Genomic DNA, 16,738 nt, shown 5'->3' with positions numbered 1-16,738 from the left:
CAACCGCTTAGAACCTTATAGAAACGATACGAGCATTAATCAAAGTTTTTATTTTTAGTTTATTTTTGATTACTAATTTTTGACTTCGATAAGTCTAATAAATTATTCAAAAGTGTGATTTATTTTACATATTTGTATTTTAATTGTTAAAATCCTATAGTATTATTTTAATTTAGTAATGTTAATTCTTTTTATTTACATTACTAAAACTAACTAAGTGTTGAGATGCTTTATTATTTATTGCTACCGGTGGCATTTGGTTGTAGCAAATGGGGTAAATATTGGTATTTCAATTAATCTTAGTTTTATTAATAACTTAGGAAAATAATTAATCCTAAACAAATTAAGGACTCAAGTATGAAAAAAATAATATTAGGACTGTGCATTATGTTGTTTAGTGCCAGTAGCTTAGCTGCGCTTTCAAGCGGACGCTATGTTATTGTTTCTAAATTAAATGGTAATGCATTGGATGTGGATAGTTTTAGTACCACTGGCGGTGCTAACGTCATGACTTGGTTTACGCTGGGTTATAGTAATCAACAATTTGATGTCACCGCGTTAGGTGATGGTACTTATTCTATTCGGGCAGTACATAGTGGTCAGTCATTAGATGTATGGGAATGGAATACAGGTGATGGTGCAGAGCTTAGACAGTGGCCGTATGAAGGTGGTGATAATCAGCGCTGGTATATAGATGATCGAGGTAGTAATTATTATTCTGTGATCTCTAAATACAGCAATAAAGCAATTGATGTTTGGGGTGTTAGCATGTTTGCCGGTGCAGATGCTCGGTTATACTCTTATTGGGGCGGGGCTGGCCAATTATGGACTTTCCAAAAAGTAGGCAGCTCAAGTGAATGTTATGCGGGTGCAACTATTACCAATAAATTTGTTGATTGTGGTGGTAAAACAATTGGTTTAAGTTGTTCTGGCGATGATGAAAGTCAGGGCGCTGTATTAACGTTAAATAACTCATCAATTCGTAATGTTAAGTTATCATCATCTGGTGGTGCTGACGGGATTCATTGTACTGGCGGTAACTGTACGTTAGCGGATGTAACTTGGAATGATATTTGTGAAGATGCGGCAACCAATAAGTCAGAAGGTGGCACTATGACGATTGTCGGTGGCTCAGCTTATAACTCAACTTCTGGTTATGGCGGTAATCCAGATAAAATCTTCCAGCATAACTCTAAAAACAGCACAACGATTATTTCTGGTGGTTTTACTGCGTATGGTACACACGGTAAATTATGGCGTTCATGTGGTAACTGCTCAAATAATGGTGGTCCGCGTAATGCCATTATTTATGATGTCAATATTGATGCAGATATTGGCTCAATTGCCGGCGTTAACCGTAATTATGGTGATAAAGCAACCATTCGTAACTTGCGAATTAAAAATTATTCATCAGGTAATCCACCTGTTTGTGAAGAGTATCAAGGCGTGCAAAGCGGTAGTTCATCGACTAAATATGGTCAGGCTTGGAACACCGCAAGTTGTGATGTTTCAACTTCTGATGTGAGTGGTTTATAACCGTTAATTTGATAAAATCAGTATCCTTTTTGTATGGATACTGATTTTTTGTTTTAGCGCTATAAATCAGTCTTATAATCGCTCTAGAATAGCTTGGGTAAACTCAGTTGTACCTGACTCGCCACCTAAATCACGTGTTGTCCGGTCGCCTTTGGCAATGGCATCTTTAATCGCGTATCTAAGTTTGTCGGCTTTGTCTTTCATCGATAAATATTCAAGCATTTGAACAGCCGCTAATAATACTGAGGTGGGATTCGCCAAATTTTTACCGGCAATATCCGGTGCGCTGCCATGAACCGCTTCAAAAATAGCACAATCCTGACCGATATTGGCACCAGGAGCCATGCCTAAACCACCAATTAAACCGGCACATAAGTCTGAAATAATATCGCCAAATAAGTTGGTGGTAACAATGACATCAAACTGTTCAGGATCCATAACCAATTGCATACAAGTGTTGTCCACTATCATGTCGTTACATTCAATTTCTGGATATTGCAATGCAACTTCTTTAGCCACTTTTAAAAATAAACCGGATGTTGATTTTAAAATATTGGCTTTATGCACTATGGTCACTTTTTTGCGACCTTCGCGCTTGGCTAAATCAAACGCAAAACTCACAATTGCTTTTGCACCTTGTTGAGTGATTTGGCTGGTCGCTTCAGCCGTTTCGCCATCGGCTGAAATTGTTTGGCCTAAACCCGAATACATGCCCTGTGTATTTTCACGAATTGTAATAATATCGATATTATCGTAACGGGCGCGAGTACCTTTGAACGAAATCACTGGGCGTAAATTTGCATATAACGCAAACCGTTTGCGTAAGGTAACATTTATTGAGGTAAAACCTTCGCCAACCGGTGTGGTTAAAGGTCCTTTTAAGACAATTTTATTTTTGGCGATAGATTCAAGTGTGCTGGCAGGCAATAAGTCACCTGTTTTTTCCATTGCCGCTAAACCTGCATCGACATATTCAAATTCAAATCCGCAATTTAATTTCTCTAAAACTTGGATTGCTGAATCTATAATACTGGGGCCGATTCCGTCGCCCGGAATCACGGTAATTGTTTTATTGGCCATAGAACCCTCTTAATTGAGTTTGCTGGTGAGAGGACAAAAATAATGATGTTCTTCTACACTGTGTTGAACCAGTTGGCAAAAGCTATCCCAGTCCAAATTTAAGCATGCTAAACTTTGAAGGGTTTCATCATAAACAGGATTGGCTTGCTCGGCAAGCTGATCAAGTGTAAAGATTTGCGGTGTTTTAAAGATTAAACCTATGGCTAAAATGCTTAATTTTAAGCTGCTAATTAGGCTTTTTTCAGTTTCTGTATAATGATTTTTACTTTGCTGTGTGGTAGCAGCGAGCGCATTTATTTCAGTAAAACTTAATCCGCAGTTGCGAGCTAGCTCAACTGACAAATGAGTTTGTGTTTTATTTAACTTGAGTAGTTGGTGGATGTGGGTTGCTAACTGCAAATCTTGGTTAGCATAAATCGTTATTTTTGGATGATAAAAATACGGATAAAATAAACAACAGAGCAATAACTTAGCTTGCTCAGGATGCACTGAATCTGAATATTTGGCTAGTTGCGCCGACATATTTTGTGCTAAAAATAAATATTGTTTTAACGGCTCACTAAACTGATGTTTTAAATTAAGCAGCGGAGATTTTAAAACATGGTGTGGTAGCCAAAACTGTAGCGCATCACTGCCTAAATACATACTGGCCTGATTAACCGATAAACTTGAATTTGCAGCACGTTCCGCCGGTAAATTTAATGAATAAGCATATTCAATTAAATTTTGAGTAGTGGTTTGTTTAAATGACTCACTAAAAGCTTGGTTGAACCGGTTGGTTTGTATTTGCAAAGCTTTGGCTAAATAATCCAACGGTTCGTCATTTTGTTTAAAGTGTTGATTTAACAGCCGTGATTGCGGATCAATATTTAAACTAAACTGAACCAGTTTGGCTGAGCTTAATTTAATATTAAGTTCATCCAAATGGGGTAGTAGTTGAGTTTTATAAGCTTGCCGTATAGTTAACACACCTTCAGTTTCAAATGTTTGGTCTAAGGCTGATAATTTAGCTAGCGGACATTTGATGAGCTGATTATTCTGGTAAATAATCGCAAAATCATCATTGGCCGGAGCAAGATAAAACACTCTACAAGCCTGCTGTTGGTAACTTACCAAACTGCCTGCCGGAAATTGCCCCCACTGCTGATACAGCAAATTAAGTAAATAGCTGTCGATTTTATGAAATTGATTTCTGGCGATAAATTTAAGTTGAAGCTGCCAGTTAACTAACTGCGGATACAAAATATCTAAATTCACTAAATGGCAGCAAAAACTAAATAATTGGCTGGCGCAAAATTGCTGTTGGTTAACCTGAGCTAATATTTTGCGGTAAAGCCCTGAGCCATTAGTAAACTCATATTGATAAGCAATTAACTGATTTAAATTAGCCAAATAAACCTGAGGCTGTGCATTAACTATCAGCTCGGCTTGTTTGGCTGAATGCTGGCAGCTTTTATATAACTTGGCTTTAAATTGTTTGTCGTTTAATAAATCGCGAAGCTCAGTTTTTGTTTTATTTAAGCTGTTAAAAATGGCTATATCTCTGAGCGCGCTGGCACAAAGTAAATTAATTGCCTGCGTTTGAGTCAAATGAAGCGACTCAATTAAACTTAATAGCAGCAAGTTAGTTTTTAAATACCTTTGTTCGATTAAGGTTAAATCATCCGTTAAAAAATATAATGCACAGAGTGACTGCGGTGCTTGCTGATAAAGTTTAAGCCATTGGCGAGCTTGCTCTATAATGCGGTCAATTAATTGAGCTGAATCAATTTGTTGTTCAATTCTGCTTTGATGTAATGCTTGAAAATCTTTAACTAAATTTAATGCGGCATCGATTTGGTTGGCAAGCATAGAAGATTCAACTTGAAAATGGCTGTTTATATAAGTGGCAAACTTTAATTGCCACTTATTTTATTTGTTTTTTTGTTTAAGTTAATCGTTACTTGAGATATACGGGTATCGATACTACCAAGGAATTTTTTTGCCATCAAACGCAATAAACTGACCAGATGTTTTAGCTGTCAGTTTATCAATTACTTGTTTCATACCGGCTACCGAGGTTTGGGTATCAATTAGTGCGTTTACACCGCCCATTGCCGTTTTTACCCAACCCGGATGGAGCGAAACCACTTTGATATGATCGCCAGATAAATCAACTGATAAACTTTTTACCACCGCATTTAACGCCGCTTTTGACGAGCGGTAAATATAACTACCACCTGAGCTATTATCCGCCATGCTGCCCATTTTACTACTTAAAATAGCGACTTTTTTCTCTTTACCTAAAGTTAAGTTAGGGTAGAGCGCTTCAACTAATTTTAACGGCGCAATGGTGTTAACCTCTAACGTTTTTAACCACTCGGTTGAATCCACCTGACCAAATTGAGCTCGCTCGTCTTTAGGACCATAATAACCGGCATTGGCAATTAATACGTCAATGGGTTGATTCGCCAGCATCGCTTTAACACCGGCAATTTGCTTGTCATCTGTTATATCTAAAGACAAGACTTTAATGTTTTTATGGGCCTGACTTAATATTTTTAAATCATCTTGCTCAAGTGGGTTACGGGTGGTCGCAATTACCTGATAACCCGCATCATGGTATTGTTTAACAAACTCAAGTCCAATCCCCCGGTTAGCACCGGTAATAAAAACGGTTTTTTGCATCATAATTCCTATCGCCTGTTATTTTTGCTCTATTTGATAACAAGGTTTATATGTTGTGCCCGGTAACTTCATTCTGCCTTGCTCAACAAAAGCTTTTAATAAATTATCAATCATGGTCATTAATTGTGGTTCACCATTAATGGTGAAAGGCCCATGTTGCTTAATTTCGCGAATGCCTTCTTCTTTTACATTGCCGGCAACGATGGCTGAAAAAGTACGGCGTAAATTGGCTGCTAGCAGGGCTTTATCCTGAGCCAGATTTAAATTTAATTCAGCTACATTATTATGGGTTGGCGCAAATGGTTGTTGAAAATCCGGCTCAATTTTGAGTGACCAGTTAAAATGATAAGCATCACCAGTTTCACGGCGGTGCGCTCTCACGTTGGCCATATTGTCTTTCATGTGTCTGGCAACAGCCGCTGGATCATCCACAATAATGGTATATAAATCTGCCGCTTCCTGACCAAGAGTTGCTTTTACAAACTGGTCTATTTCAACAAAATAATCAGCACTTTCTTTCGGGCCAGTTAATACAATTGGTAAACATTGTGATTTATTCGCTTGATTCAGCATAATGCCTAAAATGTAAAGCAGCTCCTCAGCTGTACCAACACCACCCGGAAAAATGACGATGCCGTGGGCAACTCGTAAAAAGGCTTCCAAACGTTTTTCAATATCCGGCAAAATCACTAATTCGTTAACAATTGGATTTGGTGGCTCAGCCGCAATAATTGAAGGCTCGGTTAAACCTAAATAGCGACCGCTTGAGATACGCTGTTTTAAATGCGCAATTGTGGCCCCTTTCATTGGTCCTTTCATTGCGCCAGGACCACAGCCAGTACAAATATTAAGGCCACGTAAGCCAAGTTGATAACCAACATCTTTAGTATATTGGTATTCATGCTCTTTAATTGAGTGACCGCCCCAACATACAATCATATTTGGATCTTTATGAGCTTGTAATGCGCCAGCATTTCTTAAAATATCAAATACATAGTGAGTGATATGAGTCGGGTGTTCTAAATCTATTTTACTTAAGTCTTTTAATCGAATACCGGTAAATAAAATATCGCGTAATACATCAAATAACAGTTCTTTAATCCCGGTAATTAATTCGCCATCAACAAACGCATGGCTTGGTGGATTAATTAATTGAATTTTTACTCCGCGCTCACGTGGGATTAAATTGATATCAAAATCTTTAAATTGCTCATATATTTCGTCGCTATTATCAGTGTGGCTACCTACATTTAAGACCGCCAGCGAGCAGTTTCGGTATAGACGATATAGTTCACTAGTTGAAGATTGTTTTAATTTGTCTACCTCAAGCTGAGATAATAAATCCATTGTCCCAATAGGGTTAATTTCTACGATCATAAACACCTCATTTGCTCAGTAGAAGAGGGGAAAGGTAAAGAAAAAAGAGTTACCTGGTTATTATTACTTTATTGCGCCCAGATGATTTTGCTTGATATAAAGCTTGATCAGCACGATCAAAAGCACTCTGTGGCTGGTCAATTGCTTTAAATTGGGTTGCCCCCATAGAGATAGTGACTTTTAAATCAGCATTTTTAAACTTAAATGGAATATTACTAATCGCTTCACGTAAATGATTTAATTTACTTTCTATTTCTTTAAGTTTAGATTCAGGGAAAATCAAAACAAACTCTTCACCGCCATAACGGGCAATATAATCTGTTTCTCTTAAGCCTTTTTGCAAAGTAGCCGCTACTATTTGTAAGACCCTATCGCCAACTGAATGGCCAAATTTATCGTTAATTGATTTAAAATGATCTATATCTGCAACCACAACACATAAGTCATGACTGTAACGCATCCAGCGGCGATATTCTAATTCCATCCGTTCATCTAACGATGCCCGGTTGGGTAATTTGGTCAGCATATCCTGTAAAGACTTAAATCTTTGCTCAGAGAGTTTCTTTTTATATTCTTCAGCTTCAACTTCTAAATCTTTTAATCTAGATTCCATTTCCGATAAACTATCTATTAATAGCTGGTGCTCTTCGGATTCTAATGACTCTTTTTGGTTTAATGCATCTACAATATCTTTGATTCTTAAGTTAATTTGTTGTTTTAATGAATCTAGTGAAGTCGCTTTACTTACCTCTTCAGACATACCTACAAGGTTATTCTTTAATTGCTCATTTAGCTTCTGTTTTGATTCATTAATTGCTTTTGAGCCGTTGATTGAAGTAGCTACTGCATGATGAACAGAATTTAACGCATCGTTTAAGCTAAAAAGGAAGCTTTGTGCAGATTGGCGTTCTTCGGTAATACTACTAACCACTAACCGAATGACTTCAACACAAGAGCTTACTAAGGTTTCTGTAGTCACATCCTGCGATAGTGTATGTCTTACTTGATCTATTTTTTCTGCTTGTTCACCAGAAAATGCAATATTGCTTAATATATTGACTAATTCGGCTGCAACTTGCTGGCGTAGGCCATTTAAAACTTGATTTTGTTCTGCCGTGAATACGTCACCATCTGGTTCTTCTTGCTCTTTATTTTGAAGTACTGAAAAGCTCTGATAACTTTCAACTAAGCGCGTTAAGATAGGTAATAAGTGGATTATACTGGTTTGAGGCTGCTCTATGTCTTTAATTAATGTTCTGAGTTTTCTTCGAAATTCATCAGGCAAATGTTTAAATTTTTGTAGCGTTTTAGCTGATTTGAGTAATGTTTCTTGAGCTTGTAAGAGTTGTTGAGCATGTTTACTAGTGTGTTGGTTTAAGAGCTGATTCAGTTCATTTAATAGTGGGTCAATTTTAGTTATATTAGTATTTTGATTTAAAAAAGTTCTTAATTTCCCCAACCTATTATCAAGCTCTACATCTATCCCTTTTGCTGTGTTAGTCAATTTTACTATAAAGGATGTGAGTGTATTGAATTGCTTTTCATAGCTTTTTTCCAAGCTTTGTCGAGCTTGGATTGAGATTAATAGTTTCTTTTTTAATAATTCAATTTTTTCATCAGACACTTATTTTATTCCTAACAAAACATAAGAGCAGGTAATACAACTTTGTAATTGACACTAACAGAAATCAATCTAACTATAGCTTAACTTTATTTAGTTATTAAAAAATTTTCTATAGTTTTAAAATACTTGAGTATAATACTTTGTGACAGTATTGTCTTATTTATTCAACTTGTTTTCATTATACTTTATTATTGCCTCGCTAGTCTGTGCCAGCTTAAACCAGATAATAATTGTGTATCAGAAACTCTAACCGGATTAATGTCTAAACCACCACGGCGGGTGTATCTTGCATAAACCAATAACGACTGAGGTTTAAACTTTTCGTTAATGTCGGTATAAATTCGCTCAACACAATGTTCGTGAAATTCGTTGTGATTTCTAAAACCAATGATATAAGTTAATAAACTGGCGTGGTCAATTTTAGGACCAGTATAACTAATACAAACACTACCCCAATCCGGTTGATTGGTGACTAAACAATTCGATTTTAATAAATGCGAATTTAGCGTTTCGGTTACAATCGTTGAGTTTTCTGCTGGTTTGAGTTTATCCGCTGAATATTCATAATCGCTGATTGTTACTGGCAAATCGTCAATTAATTCACCCGGTAATTCAGAAATCCCTTTTGCGGTATAATCGGCCAGACTAAATAGCTTAACTTTAACTTCGTAGCCAGATACTTGGCTTAAATCTTTTTGCATTATTTGTGCAACTTGATTGTCATTATTAAACTGGCTTTGGTTAAAACTGTTTAAATATAATTTGAATGACTTAGATTCAATTAAATTATCTGATTGTGCATTAAACTCAAATTCAGCAATTTTAACCACGGGTTTGCCTGATGCTTCTAGCCATGAAACTTCATAACCAGTCCAAATATCGACGCCGGTTAGTTCAGGCACATTATCGCCTAAAGTGGCTCTGGACATAGCTCTTGGCACAGCTTGCAGTAAGTTAGGATCGTATTGAGTGGCGTATTGAGTTTGTTTTCCCAAAGTTAACTGGGCTAGTAAATCACTTGAGTTCTGCTGCGACATAAGGCTAAATGACCGTTTCTGAATTTTAACTAAAAATTGTGTGTTTTATGACCGAAAAATTAACTGCTGCTTTAACTGATTATTTTCAGCGTGCCATTCAACAAAATGGTGAGCATGGTCAGGGAATTATTGAGTATGATCCAGATTGGCAAAGCCCTTGTCAATTAACAAAGTATGATGACAGCCGAATTTTTTGGCAGCCGCAAGTTCGCTCACGTGAAGCTGATTTAAATAATATTGAACAGGCTTTGGGTCTTGAGCTTAATCCTGATATTAAAACTTTTTATTGTCAGTTTTTTGCACCAACGCTTGAGTCAAGCTGGCAGGGAGATAAGCTCAGTTTAATTCAGGTATGGAACGAGCAAGACTTTGAAATTTTACAGGAAAATTTATTAGGTCATTTAATGATGAAACAAAAGCTAAAACAATCACTGACCGTGTTTGTTGCTGCAACTGATGATGACGAATATTTAATTTCTGTAGTGAATGCAACTGGCGAAGTGGTGCTTGAACGGGTTGGATGTGAACCCAAACAAAAACTGGCTGATAACTTGGCTGAGTTTATCAACCAGCTTAGCTTTGAGATTAATTAGAGGCTGTTTATTTTTGCGATTTTATCACTCAGCAGGGACAACGCTCCAAGATAAACCGTCTCTAAGTTAACTGGCTTAATTTAGCGATTTGTTTGGTTAACTCTAAAACCTGATGTTCAAGTGCTTCAATTCGTTGAGTTAAACTTTGGCTTTCGTTGGCTGCCGGAGATGACGGTGGCTCGTTTGCCAGCTTTATCGCAGGCTCAATATTTTTTTGATAGCTATCAATATAGGTTTGTGGATCAGCTTTAAATGCAGCAATTGCTTTGGTAATTAACGGCAGTGGCGCTGCAATAATCATTTTGTTACGGACATTAGCAACCGAAACTTGTTTGTCATCTAAATGTAGCTGGCAAATGGTTTCGAATACTTGTTGAAGTGCGAGTTCTTGTTTCATTGTTTATTAGCCGATATTTATTTAAAAAGCCCAGCTTTGTTTTAACTCTGATTATCAGACATAGCTAAACAAAACTGGTGATAAATTCTATCAGCAAACCATCAAGCGCACCAGCACACGACAACAAGTCGGCGAAGGAAACTAAGCGCGTTTTAACTGTTTGGCTTTTTGATTGTGTTTAGCAAGGTAGAGCGCTTCATCTGCCCTTGAAAATAAATGTAAACTGCTTTCACCGTTTTCCCAGTGGGCATAGCCAATTGAGCTACTCACGCAGGTGCGTAACATAATTTCTGACTGACTCATTAGAGTATGAATACGGTTCGCAACTTGAATGGCGACATCTGGATTATCGGTATCGAGAATAATCGCAAACTCGTCGCCGCCAAATCTAAAAGCAATATCGGTTTTACGAACCGATTGTTTAATAATGCTGGCAAATTCTTGCAGCACTTTATCGCCTTCAATATGGCCAAAGTTATCATTGGCAAATTTAAAATTATCTAAGTCGAGTAATACTAATGATATTTCAGTTGAGTTACGTTCGCAGCGCTCAATCGCTAATTCAATTTGCTCGTCAAAACTGGCTCGGTTACCTAACTTGGTTAAATAGTCTTTTAATGCTTGCTGTTGCAACTGGGCAAAATGCAGCGCATGTTTAACCGGTTGTGCCAGTTTGCTTTGCATGTGGTGTAAAACTTTTGCTTCTTTTGGGCCAATTTCACGAAATGCTGCATAAGTGATATAACCGAGCGTTTGCTGGTTGTGGCTTAACTCGGTGATATGCTCGTAAATGCCTTGAGCAAAGTTTTCGGTTTCTATACAAGTTGATTCACACTGAAATCGCATACCGCTCAATTGAACAAAGTTTGCCGCTTCCCTGGTAAAAGTTTGCAGCACTCTTGTTAAATCAAGCGATGCATGTAGTTGTTCAGATAGATGCGAAATATCAGGGATTAAATCTTCGTTTAAACCCGCTAGTATTTGATTTTTCAATGGATTTAAAAAACCAGTGTCGGGTGTTAAGTAACGTTGAAAATTATCCACTGTTAGGCCTCTATAATTTCTTTTAAATAAAAATACTAAATCACAGACTAAATAAGCCAAAACTATGCCAAAGTTTAAATATGTATATATATCAAATCGTTAATCTCATTTTTTTGTGCGGGTGAATAATCTATTGTCGCTGTGTCAAGCTTTTGACATGGTTAACAGAATTTGCATTGATAGCTTGTTGAAAAATGACATAAATAAGCAGACTATGGGGCTTGGGTTATACTCAATTTATGTCTATGTTTTATGTTTATTTTTCCGGTTAGGTGATTTTTGAGCGCTTTTAGTGAAGTTTTGTTTTTATTAGCCATTGCCGTTGCCTCTGTTGCATTATTCAGGCGTTTAAATTTAGCTCCGGTTTTGGCTTACCTATTTGCCGGTATTTTAGCTGGCCCCTCTATTTTTGATTTATTCTCTGGCTCTCACCAAATTAATTTTATTGCTGAGTTGGGCATTGTTTTTTTATTGTTTTCGCTGGGGTTAGAGTTTTCGTTCCCGCGTTTAATCGCAATGCGAAATATGGTGTTTGGAATTGGTTTGGCTCAGGTATTGGTCACCTTATTAGTCGGTTTTATTGCGTTATACATAGTCGGCATGAGCTGGCAAGCTGCTTTTGTGATGAGTTGTGCTTTTGCTTTGTCATCAACCGCTATTGTGATTAAACAGCTCAGTGAAAATGGAAAATTACAAACCTATAAAGGGCAGTTGTCGGTTTCGGTTTTGTTATTTCAGGATCTGGCCGTTGTCCCTATGCTGATTGTATTACCAATTATTGCCGGAGCTGGTGAAGGGGGAATTGGCATTGGTTTGTGGTTTGCTTTGCTAAAAGGTTTGGTTGTATTTGTATTGATTATGGCAACCGGAAAATGGGTATTACCTAAACTTTTTAATGAAATTGCCCGTTCTAAATCAGACGAAATTTTTGTATTAACAACGATTTTAGTCGCTTTATTAGCCGGGGCGGTTACTCATTTATTTGGTTTATCCATGGCTTTAGGGGCGTTTTTAGCTGGGATGATGCTAGGCGAAAGCCAATATAAACACCAGCTTGAAGCTGATATCAGACCTTTTAAAGATGTATTAATGGGGCTGTTTTTTGTAAGTGTTGGTATGCAGTTTGATCTGTTTTCACTAATGGATATTTGGTATTGGCTGTTATTAGCGGTTGCTGCTGTTATGTTGATTAAAGTCGTCATTATTCAGTTAATTATCCGGTCATTTAATTATAAAAAAAGCGATGCATGGGCTACCGGATTAATGTTATCTCAGGTGGGAGAATTTGGTTTTGTGATTGCGGCTTTAGCATTGGAACACAGTTTGATAGGCAGTGATGTGGCTGCAATTATTATTGGCGTTGGGGTAATTAGCATGGGGATTACCCCATTTTTGATTGCTCATGCTGAGCATTTAGGGTTTTGGTTAAGCGGCAAAAATTCCCCTCAACTTGAACCGACTGATAACCCTCAAATTAAAGATTTACAAAATCATGTGGTGATTTGTGGATTTGGTCGGGTTGGGCAAACGGTGAGCCGGTTTTTAAAAATGGAGTCCATTCCATTTATTGCATTAGATGTTGATCCAACCCGGGTGAAAGAGGCCAGTGCGGCATCTGAACCTGTCTTATTTGGTGATGCCCGTAAATTGGCTATTTTAAAATCGACCAACATTGAAAAAGCACAATTAGTGATTATTGCATTTGATGATTTACCCAGAGCCATTTCAATTATTCGTTTAGTTAAACAACATGCACCGCAAGCCAAAGTATTAGTGCGCACACATGCTGATGATTATTTACAGGAGTTAACAGAAGCTGGTGCAGATGAAGTGATTCCTGAAACTTTAGAGGGTAGCTTAATGCTGGTTTCTCATGTTTTATTTCATAGTGGTGTTCCGGTAAAGCGCATTTTTGGCAGAGTAAGGCGTGAACGAAAAAATCATTATCATGGTTTACATGGTTTTTTTCGGGGTGATAGCTCAAAAACGGGTAATGATGAGATAGAATATTTACATGCTGTAACTTTAGTGGAAGGCGCATTTGCTATTGGTTATCAGTTAAGTGAGTTAGATTTACCGCTGGAGCAAGTTGAAGTAAGTAGTATTCGGCGAAACGAACAAGATTACATAAATCCAGATCCTAGTGTTGAGTTAAAAGCCGGTGATATTCTGGTATTACTGGGTAGCCCACATAAAGTTGAAAAAGCAGAAATCTATTTACTCGAAGGGCGCTGATTTTAGCGTGCGAACCGCCTTATTAAGTTTTAAGACAGATAAAAATCTATGAGACCATCCCATTTTAATGACTTTCAGGATAAAGCGTTTAACTTTCAGGTTATTCGCCAAATGTTACCCTATTTATTTGAGTTTAAGTTCAGAGTTGGTTTAGCGCTGTTCTGTCTTATTTTGGCAAAAGTAGCCGGTGTTAGTTTGCCTTTTGTATTAAAACATATTGTGGATGGGTTAAATGTATCTGAGGCACAAGCTCAAATAGTAGCTGTACCGCTGGCGCTATTATTTGCCTACGGTGGTTTACGGTTTTTAAATACTATCATTGGTGAAATTCGCGATACTTTATTTGGGCGGGTGACAGAAAGAGCCATGCGCAGATTAGGTTTACAGGTTTTTCAGCACTTACATGCGCTCGATATCGATTTTCATTTATCCCGCCAAACCGGTGGCATCGCCAGAGATATAGACAGAGGCACAAACGGCATTAGTTTTTTAATGCGATTTTTAGTCTTTAATATTGGTCCAACTTTGTTAGAGATTGGCATAGTTATCGGCTTATTTTTGGTGAATTATGGCTGGCAATTTGCGTTGGTTATTATTGTTGCTGTGAGTGCTTATATCGGTTATTCCATTTTAGCAACAGAGTGGCGCACCACTTATGTCAGGCAAGCAGCTAAAGCTGATTCCACTTCAAGCACCCGCGCGATAGATAGTTTATTAAATTATGAAACCGTAAAATACTTTAATAACGAGCATTACGAAGCTCAACGTTATGACACGGCATTAGCCGAATGGGAAGTTGCAAAACGTAAAAACCGACTCAGTTTATTTGTTTTAAATGCAGGACAAGCTTTAGTGATCGCCGCCGCGATGACCGCCATGATGATTATGGCTGGATATGATGTGGCAAACGGTAAAATGACCATTGGCGATTTTGTTTTGGTTAACGCATTTATGATGCAGTTATTTATGCCCCTTAATTTTTTAGGTTTTGTTTACCGCGAAATTAAAGGCTCTTTAGCCAATATAGAGCATATGTTTGAGTTATTGAACCGCCAGCCTCAGGTGACTGAGCCTAATAATCCTGTTGAGTTACCTACCTGCGCCGGAAAAATAGAATTTAAACAAGTTGATTTTAGTTATCAGCCCCAAAGAGCAATCTTAAGACAGGTTAGTTTTAAGATTGAACCCGGACAGAAAGTAGCTGTGGTCGGTGAAAGTGGCTCGGGTAAATCTACTTTGGTTAAATTGTTATTTCGTTTTTATCAACAAAACCAAGGCGATATTTTATTGGACGGGCAATCAATAGATAGTTTAAGTTTGCAGAGTTTGCGCAAACAAATTGCGATTGTGCCGCAGGATACCGTGTTATTTAACGATACCTTAATTGAAAATATTCGTTATGGTCAGCCGGATGCAAATAACCAGCAGGTAGAGCAGGCAATTAAAATGGCTCATTTAGACGGATTTATTGCTAAATTACCAAACGGGGCAGAAACCTTAGTGGGTGAGCGGGGGCTTAAATTATCTGGCGGTGAAAAGCAGCGGGTTGCTATTGCCAGAGCCATTTTAAAAGGTTCACCTATCTTAGTATTTGATGAGGCAACATCTGCGTTAGACAGTGAATCTGAAAAAGCGATTTTAAAAGCATTTAAAACTGTGGCTCAGGGTCATACCAGCTTGGTGATCGCACACAGGTTATCGACTATTGTTGATGCAGATAAAATTATTGTGATGCGAAACGGAGAAATTGTTGAGCAAGGCAGCCATAATGAACTGATTTTATTAAATGGCTACTATGCTCAAATGTGGCAATTACAACAGGCGGATATTGATTAACTTAATAAAACTTCACGGAAAAAGCGGTGTAAATCTATTTTAAAATCTTCCGGTTTGACTGCTTTTTCTATGCTTTCATCGCAATAGGGTTTGGATAAATCAATGTCTTTAATCTCACTATGGCGTTGATACTTAGTATGGTAGAAAACCTTAATGATAGGCTGTAGCGGATTTTCTGGGTTAGACTCTGTTACAATTCCAAGTTTTCCACTGGTTAACAATACCAAAGAGCCAACTGGGTGGATCCCGATACAGCGGATAAACTGCTGAAGTAATTCAATATCTAAGCTATTAGGAGTCATTCCCAGCATCATTTTTAATGCTGCACTAGGCGACATGCCTTTTTTATATACTCGCTCTGCTGTCATTGCATCGTAAATATCAACTATGGCAATCATTCTGCCTGCCTGATCTATTTGCTGATTTTTAAGACCATTAGGATATCCACTGCCATCTAGTTTTTCATGATGCTGAATAACTATCTGTATTACATCGCTTGAAATGCCATCAACTTGACTTAGACTATCAACACCTTTGATGACATGTGATTTCATCACGTCAAATTCTTCCGCTGTTAACCTTCCAGGTTTATGAAGGATTTCATCTGGAATAAGAATTTTGCCTATATCATGTAAAAAAGCAGCTAAGGCTAATGTCTCTATTGTTTGTCGAGGTAAGTTTAAATGTTTGGCAAACATTGAGATTAAAATAGATACATTAAGAGAATGTTCCATTAAATAGGCATCTTTTTCACGGATTCTAGCTAAGCAAGAAAGTGCATCTTGATTTCTAAATATTGAATCAATCAGTTGACTTGTTAACTCTTGAGCTGGCTTTAAGTCTATTTTGTGACCTGAAGATATATCCTGTAAAATTTTAGATTGTAGAGTTTTAGCTTGCTGATAAAGCTTATTCGCTCTTTTAATTTCTTGTTGTACGGGTGTTGTTTTATATGGAATTTTTTCTTGTTCTACTGGCTTTTCTTCTATTATTTGGGGTTCAGTTTCAGGCTTTTTAAGTGTTTTGTCTGGATCAATTTGTACTTCATCAATTCCTTTTTTAATTAACTGATCAATCAGTCCTTTGGATTTTATCCAACCTTGTGATTTAACGAGAACCTGACCATGTTGTTTGGTAACTGCGGTTACATACATACCAACTTCAAGTTGTTTTATCGGAATGATTTTTAGCATTTTATCTCACATTAAAAACGAGGTTTCGGTTTGTATTTTGATCAACAGCTCTAGATATAAACTTAACTAGAAAAACAAAGATTCGTTTTTGATTATAGCGGGTTAGTTACACTTTGGAA

13 protein-coding genes are annotated in these 16,738 nt (G+C 37.4%); 4 read left to right on the top strand and 9 right to left on the bottom strand.

The window, feature by feature from the left end; genetic code table 11:
• The first annotated feature begins 357 nt into the window (after window positions 1-357).
• Entirely contained in the window at window positions 358-1,536 is a 1,179-nt protein-coding gene (locus tag N7931_RS10620; RefSeq protein WP_262793942.1) for a pectate lyase, read from the top strand.
• A 72-nt stretch (window positions 1,537-1,608) separates the two neighbouring features.
• Here N7931_RS10620 and N7931_RS10615 read toward each other — a convergent pair whose 3' ends face one another.
• From N7931_RS10615 to queF, 6 genes are all read right to left on the bottom strand, one after another.
• The gene (locus tag N7931_RS10615; RefSeq protein ID WP_262793941.1) at window positions 1,609-2,616 is read right to left on the bottom strand and encodes an isocitrate dehydrogenase; all 1,008 of its coding nucleotides are present in this window, start codon (window positions 2,614-2,616) and stop codon (window positions 1,609-1,611) included.
• Window positions 2,617-2,625: 9 nt separating this feature from the next.
• Window positions 2,626-4,467, bottom strand: a complete 1,842-nt coding sequence (locus tag N7931_RS10610) for a hypothetical protein (protein WP_262793940.1) — start codon at window positions 4,465-4,467, stop codon at window positions 2,626-2,628.
• 114 nt (window positions 4,468-4,581) lie between these two features.
• Window positions 4,582-5,286, bottom strand: a complete 705-nt coding sequence (locus N7931_RS10605) for an SDR family oxidoreductase (RefSeq protein ID WP_316250576.1) — start codon at window positions 5,284-5,286, stop codon at window positions 4,582-4,584.
• A gap of 15 nt (window positions 5,287-5,301) precedes the next feature.
• The gene (gene ppnN / locus N7931_RS10600) at window positions 5,302-6,660 is read right to left on the bottom strand and encodes a nucleotide 5'-monophosphate nucleosidase PpnN (protein ID WP_262793939.1); all 1,359 of its coding nucleotides are present in this window, start codon (window positions 6,658-6,660) and stop codon (window positions 5,302-5,304) included.
• A gap of 49 nt (window positions 6,661-6,709) precedes the next feature.
• The gene (locus N7931_RS10595; RefSeq protein ID WP_262793938.1) at window positions 6,710-8,284 is read right to left on the bottom strand and encodes a GGDEF domain-containing protein; all 1,575 of its coding nucleotides are present in this window, start codon (window positions 8,282-8,284) and stop codon (window positions 6,710-6,712) included.
• 188 nt (window positions 8,285-8,472) lie between these two features.
• Window positions 8,473-9,321, bottom strand: a complete 849-nt coding sequence (gene queF / locus N7931_RS10590) for an NADPH-dependent 7-cyano-7-deazaguanine reductase QueF (RefSeq protein ID WP_262793937.1) — start codon at window positions 9,319-9,321, stop codon at window positions 8,473-8,475.
• A gap of 47 nt (window positions 9,322-9,368) precedes the next feature.
• Here queF and syd point away from each other — a divergent pair, with 47 nt between their 5' ends.
• The gene (syd, locus tag N7931_RS10585; protein WP_262793936.1) at window positions 9,369-9,914 is read left to right on the top strand and encodes a SecY-interacting protein; all 546 of its coding nucleotides are present in this window, start codon (window positions 9,369-9,371) and stop codon (window positions 9,912-9,914) included.
• A gap of 61 nt (window positions 9,915-9,975) precedes the next feature.
• Here syd and N7931_RS10580 read toward each other — a convergent pair whose 3' ends face one another.
• Together N7931_RS10580 and N7931_RS10575 are read right to left on the bottom strand one after the other, a co-directional pair.
• Window positions 9,976-10,311 (bottom strand): hypothetical protein, encoded by a 336-nt coding sequence (locus tag N7931_RS10580; RefSeq protein WP_262793934.1) that lies wholly within the window; start codon window positions 10,309-10,311, stop codon window positions 9,976-9,978.
• A gap of 141 nt (window positions 10,312-10,452) precedes the next feature.
• The gene (locus N7931_RS10575) at window positions 10,453-11,355 is read right to left on the bottom strand and encodes a GGDEF domain-containing protein (protein ID WP_262793932.1); all 903 of its coding nucleotides are present in this window, start codon (window positions 11,353-11,355) and stop codon (window positions 10,453-10,455) included.
• Between the two features lie 279 nt (window positions 11,356-11,634).
• Here N7931_RS10575 and N7931_RS10570 point away from each other — a divergent pair, with 279 nt between their 5' ends.
• Complete coding sequence (locus tag N7931_RS10570) at window positions 11,635-13,590, top strand: monovalent cation:proton antiporter family protein (RefSeq protein WP_262793931.1); 1,956 nt, start codon at window positions 11,635-11,637, stop codon at window positions 13,588-13,590.
• Between the two features lie 48 nt (window positions 13,591-13,638).
• Window positions 13,639-15,426 carry an ABCB family ABC transporter ATP-binding protein/permease gene (locus N7931_RS10565; RefSeq protein WP_262793930.1) on the top strand — a complete coding sequence of 596 codons (1,788 nt, stop codon included), beginning with the start codon at window positions 13,639-13,641 and terminating at the stop codon, window positions 15,424-15,426.
• On the opposite strand, the gene N7931_RS10560 is transcribed toward N7931_RS10565, so the two are convergent.
• On the bottom strand, window positions 15,423-16,619 hold the full coding sequence (locus N7931_RS10560) for an HD-GYP domain-containing protein (RefSeq protein WP_262793928.1): 1,197 nt from the start codon (window positions 16,617-16,619) through the stop codon (window positions 15,423-15,425). The two genes, N7931_RS10565 and N7931_RS10560, sit on opposite strands and share 4 nt — an antisense overlap.
• Between the last annotated feature and the right edge of the window lie 119 nt (window positions 16,620-16,738).

Source organism: Catenovulum sp. 2E275, from assembly GCF_025515275.1.
Classification (GTDB): Bacteria; Pseudomonadota; Gammaproteobacteria; order Enterobacterales; family Alteromonadaceae; genus Catenovulum.
This window is presented reverse-complemented; position numbering and strand designations above follow the sequence as displayed.

What these genes read in the sequence shown, in the direction of transcription:
- N7931_RS10560 (WP_262793928.1), bottom strand. Translation starts at nt 16,619, where the DNA reads ATGCTAAAAATCATTCCGATAAAACAACTTGAAGTTGGTATGTATGTA.
- queF (WP_262793937.1), bottom strand. Translation starts at nt 9,321, where the DNA reads ATGTCGCAGCAGAACTCAAGTGATTTACTAGCCCAGTTAACTTTGGGA.
- syd (WP_262793936.1), top strand. Translation starts at nt 9,369, where the DNA reads ATGACCGAAAAATTAACTGCTGCTTTAACTGATTATTTTCAGCGTGCC.
- N7931_RS10605 (WP_316250576.1), bottom strand. Translation starts at nt 5,286, where the DNA reads ATGATGCAAAAAACCGTTTTTATTACCGGTGCTAACCGGGGGATTGGA.
- N7931_RS10565 (WP_262793930.1), top strand. Translation starts at nt 13,639, where the DNA reads ATGAGACCATCCCATTTTAATGACTTTCAGGATAAAGCGTTTAACTTT.
- ppnN (WP_262793939.1), bottom strand. Translation starts at nt 6,660, where the DNA reads ATGATCGTAGAAATTAACCCTATTGGGACAATGGATTTATTATCTCAG.
- N7931_RS10580 (WP_262793934.1), bottom strand. Translation starts at nt 10,311, where the DNA reads ATGAAACAAGAACTCGCACTTCAACAAGTATTCGAAACCATTTGCCAG.
- N7931_RS10610 (WP_262793940.1), bottom strand. Translation starts at nt 4,467, where the DNA reads ATGCTTGCCAACCAAATCGATGCCGCATTAAATTTAGTTAAAGATTTT.
- N7931_RS10615 (WP_262793941.1), bottom strand. Translation starts at nt 2,616, where the DNA reads ATGGCCAATAAAACAATTACCGTGATTCCGGGCGACGGAATCGGCCCC.
- N7931_RS10620 (WP_262793942.1), top strand. Translation starts at nt 358, where the DNA reads ATGAAAAAAATAATATTAGGACTGTGCATTATGTTGTTTAGTGCCAGT.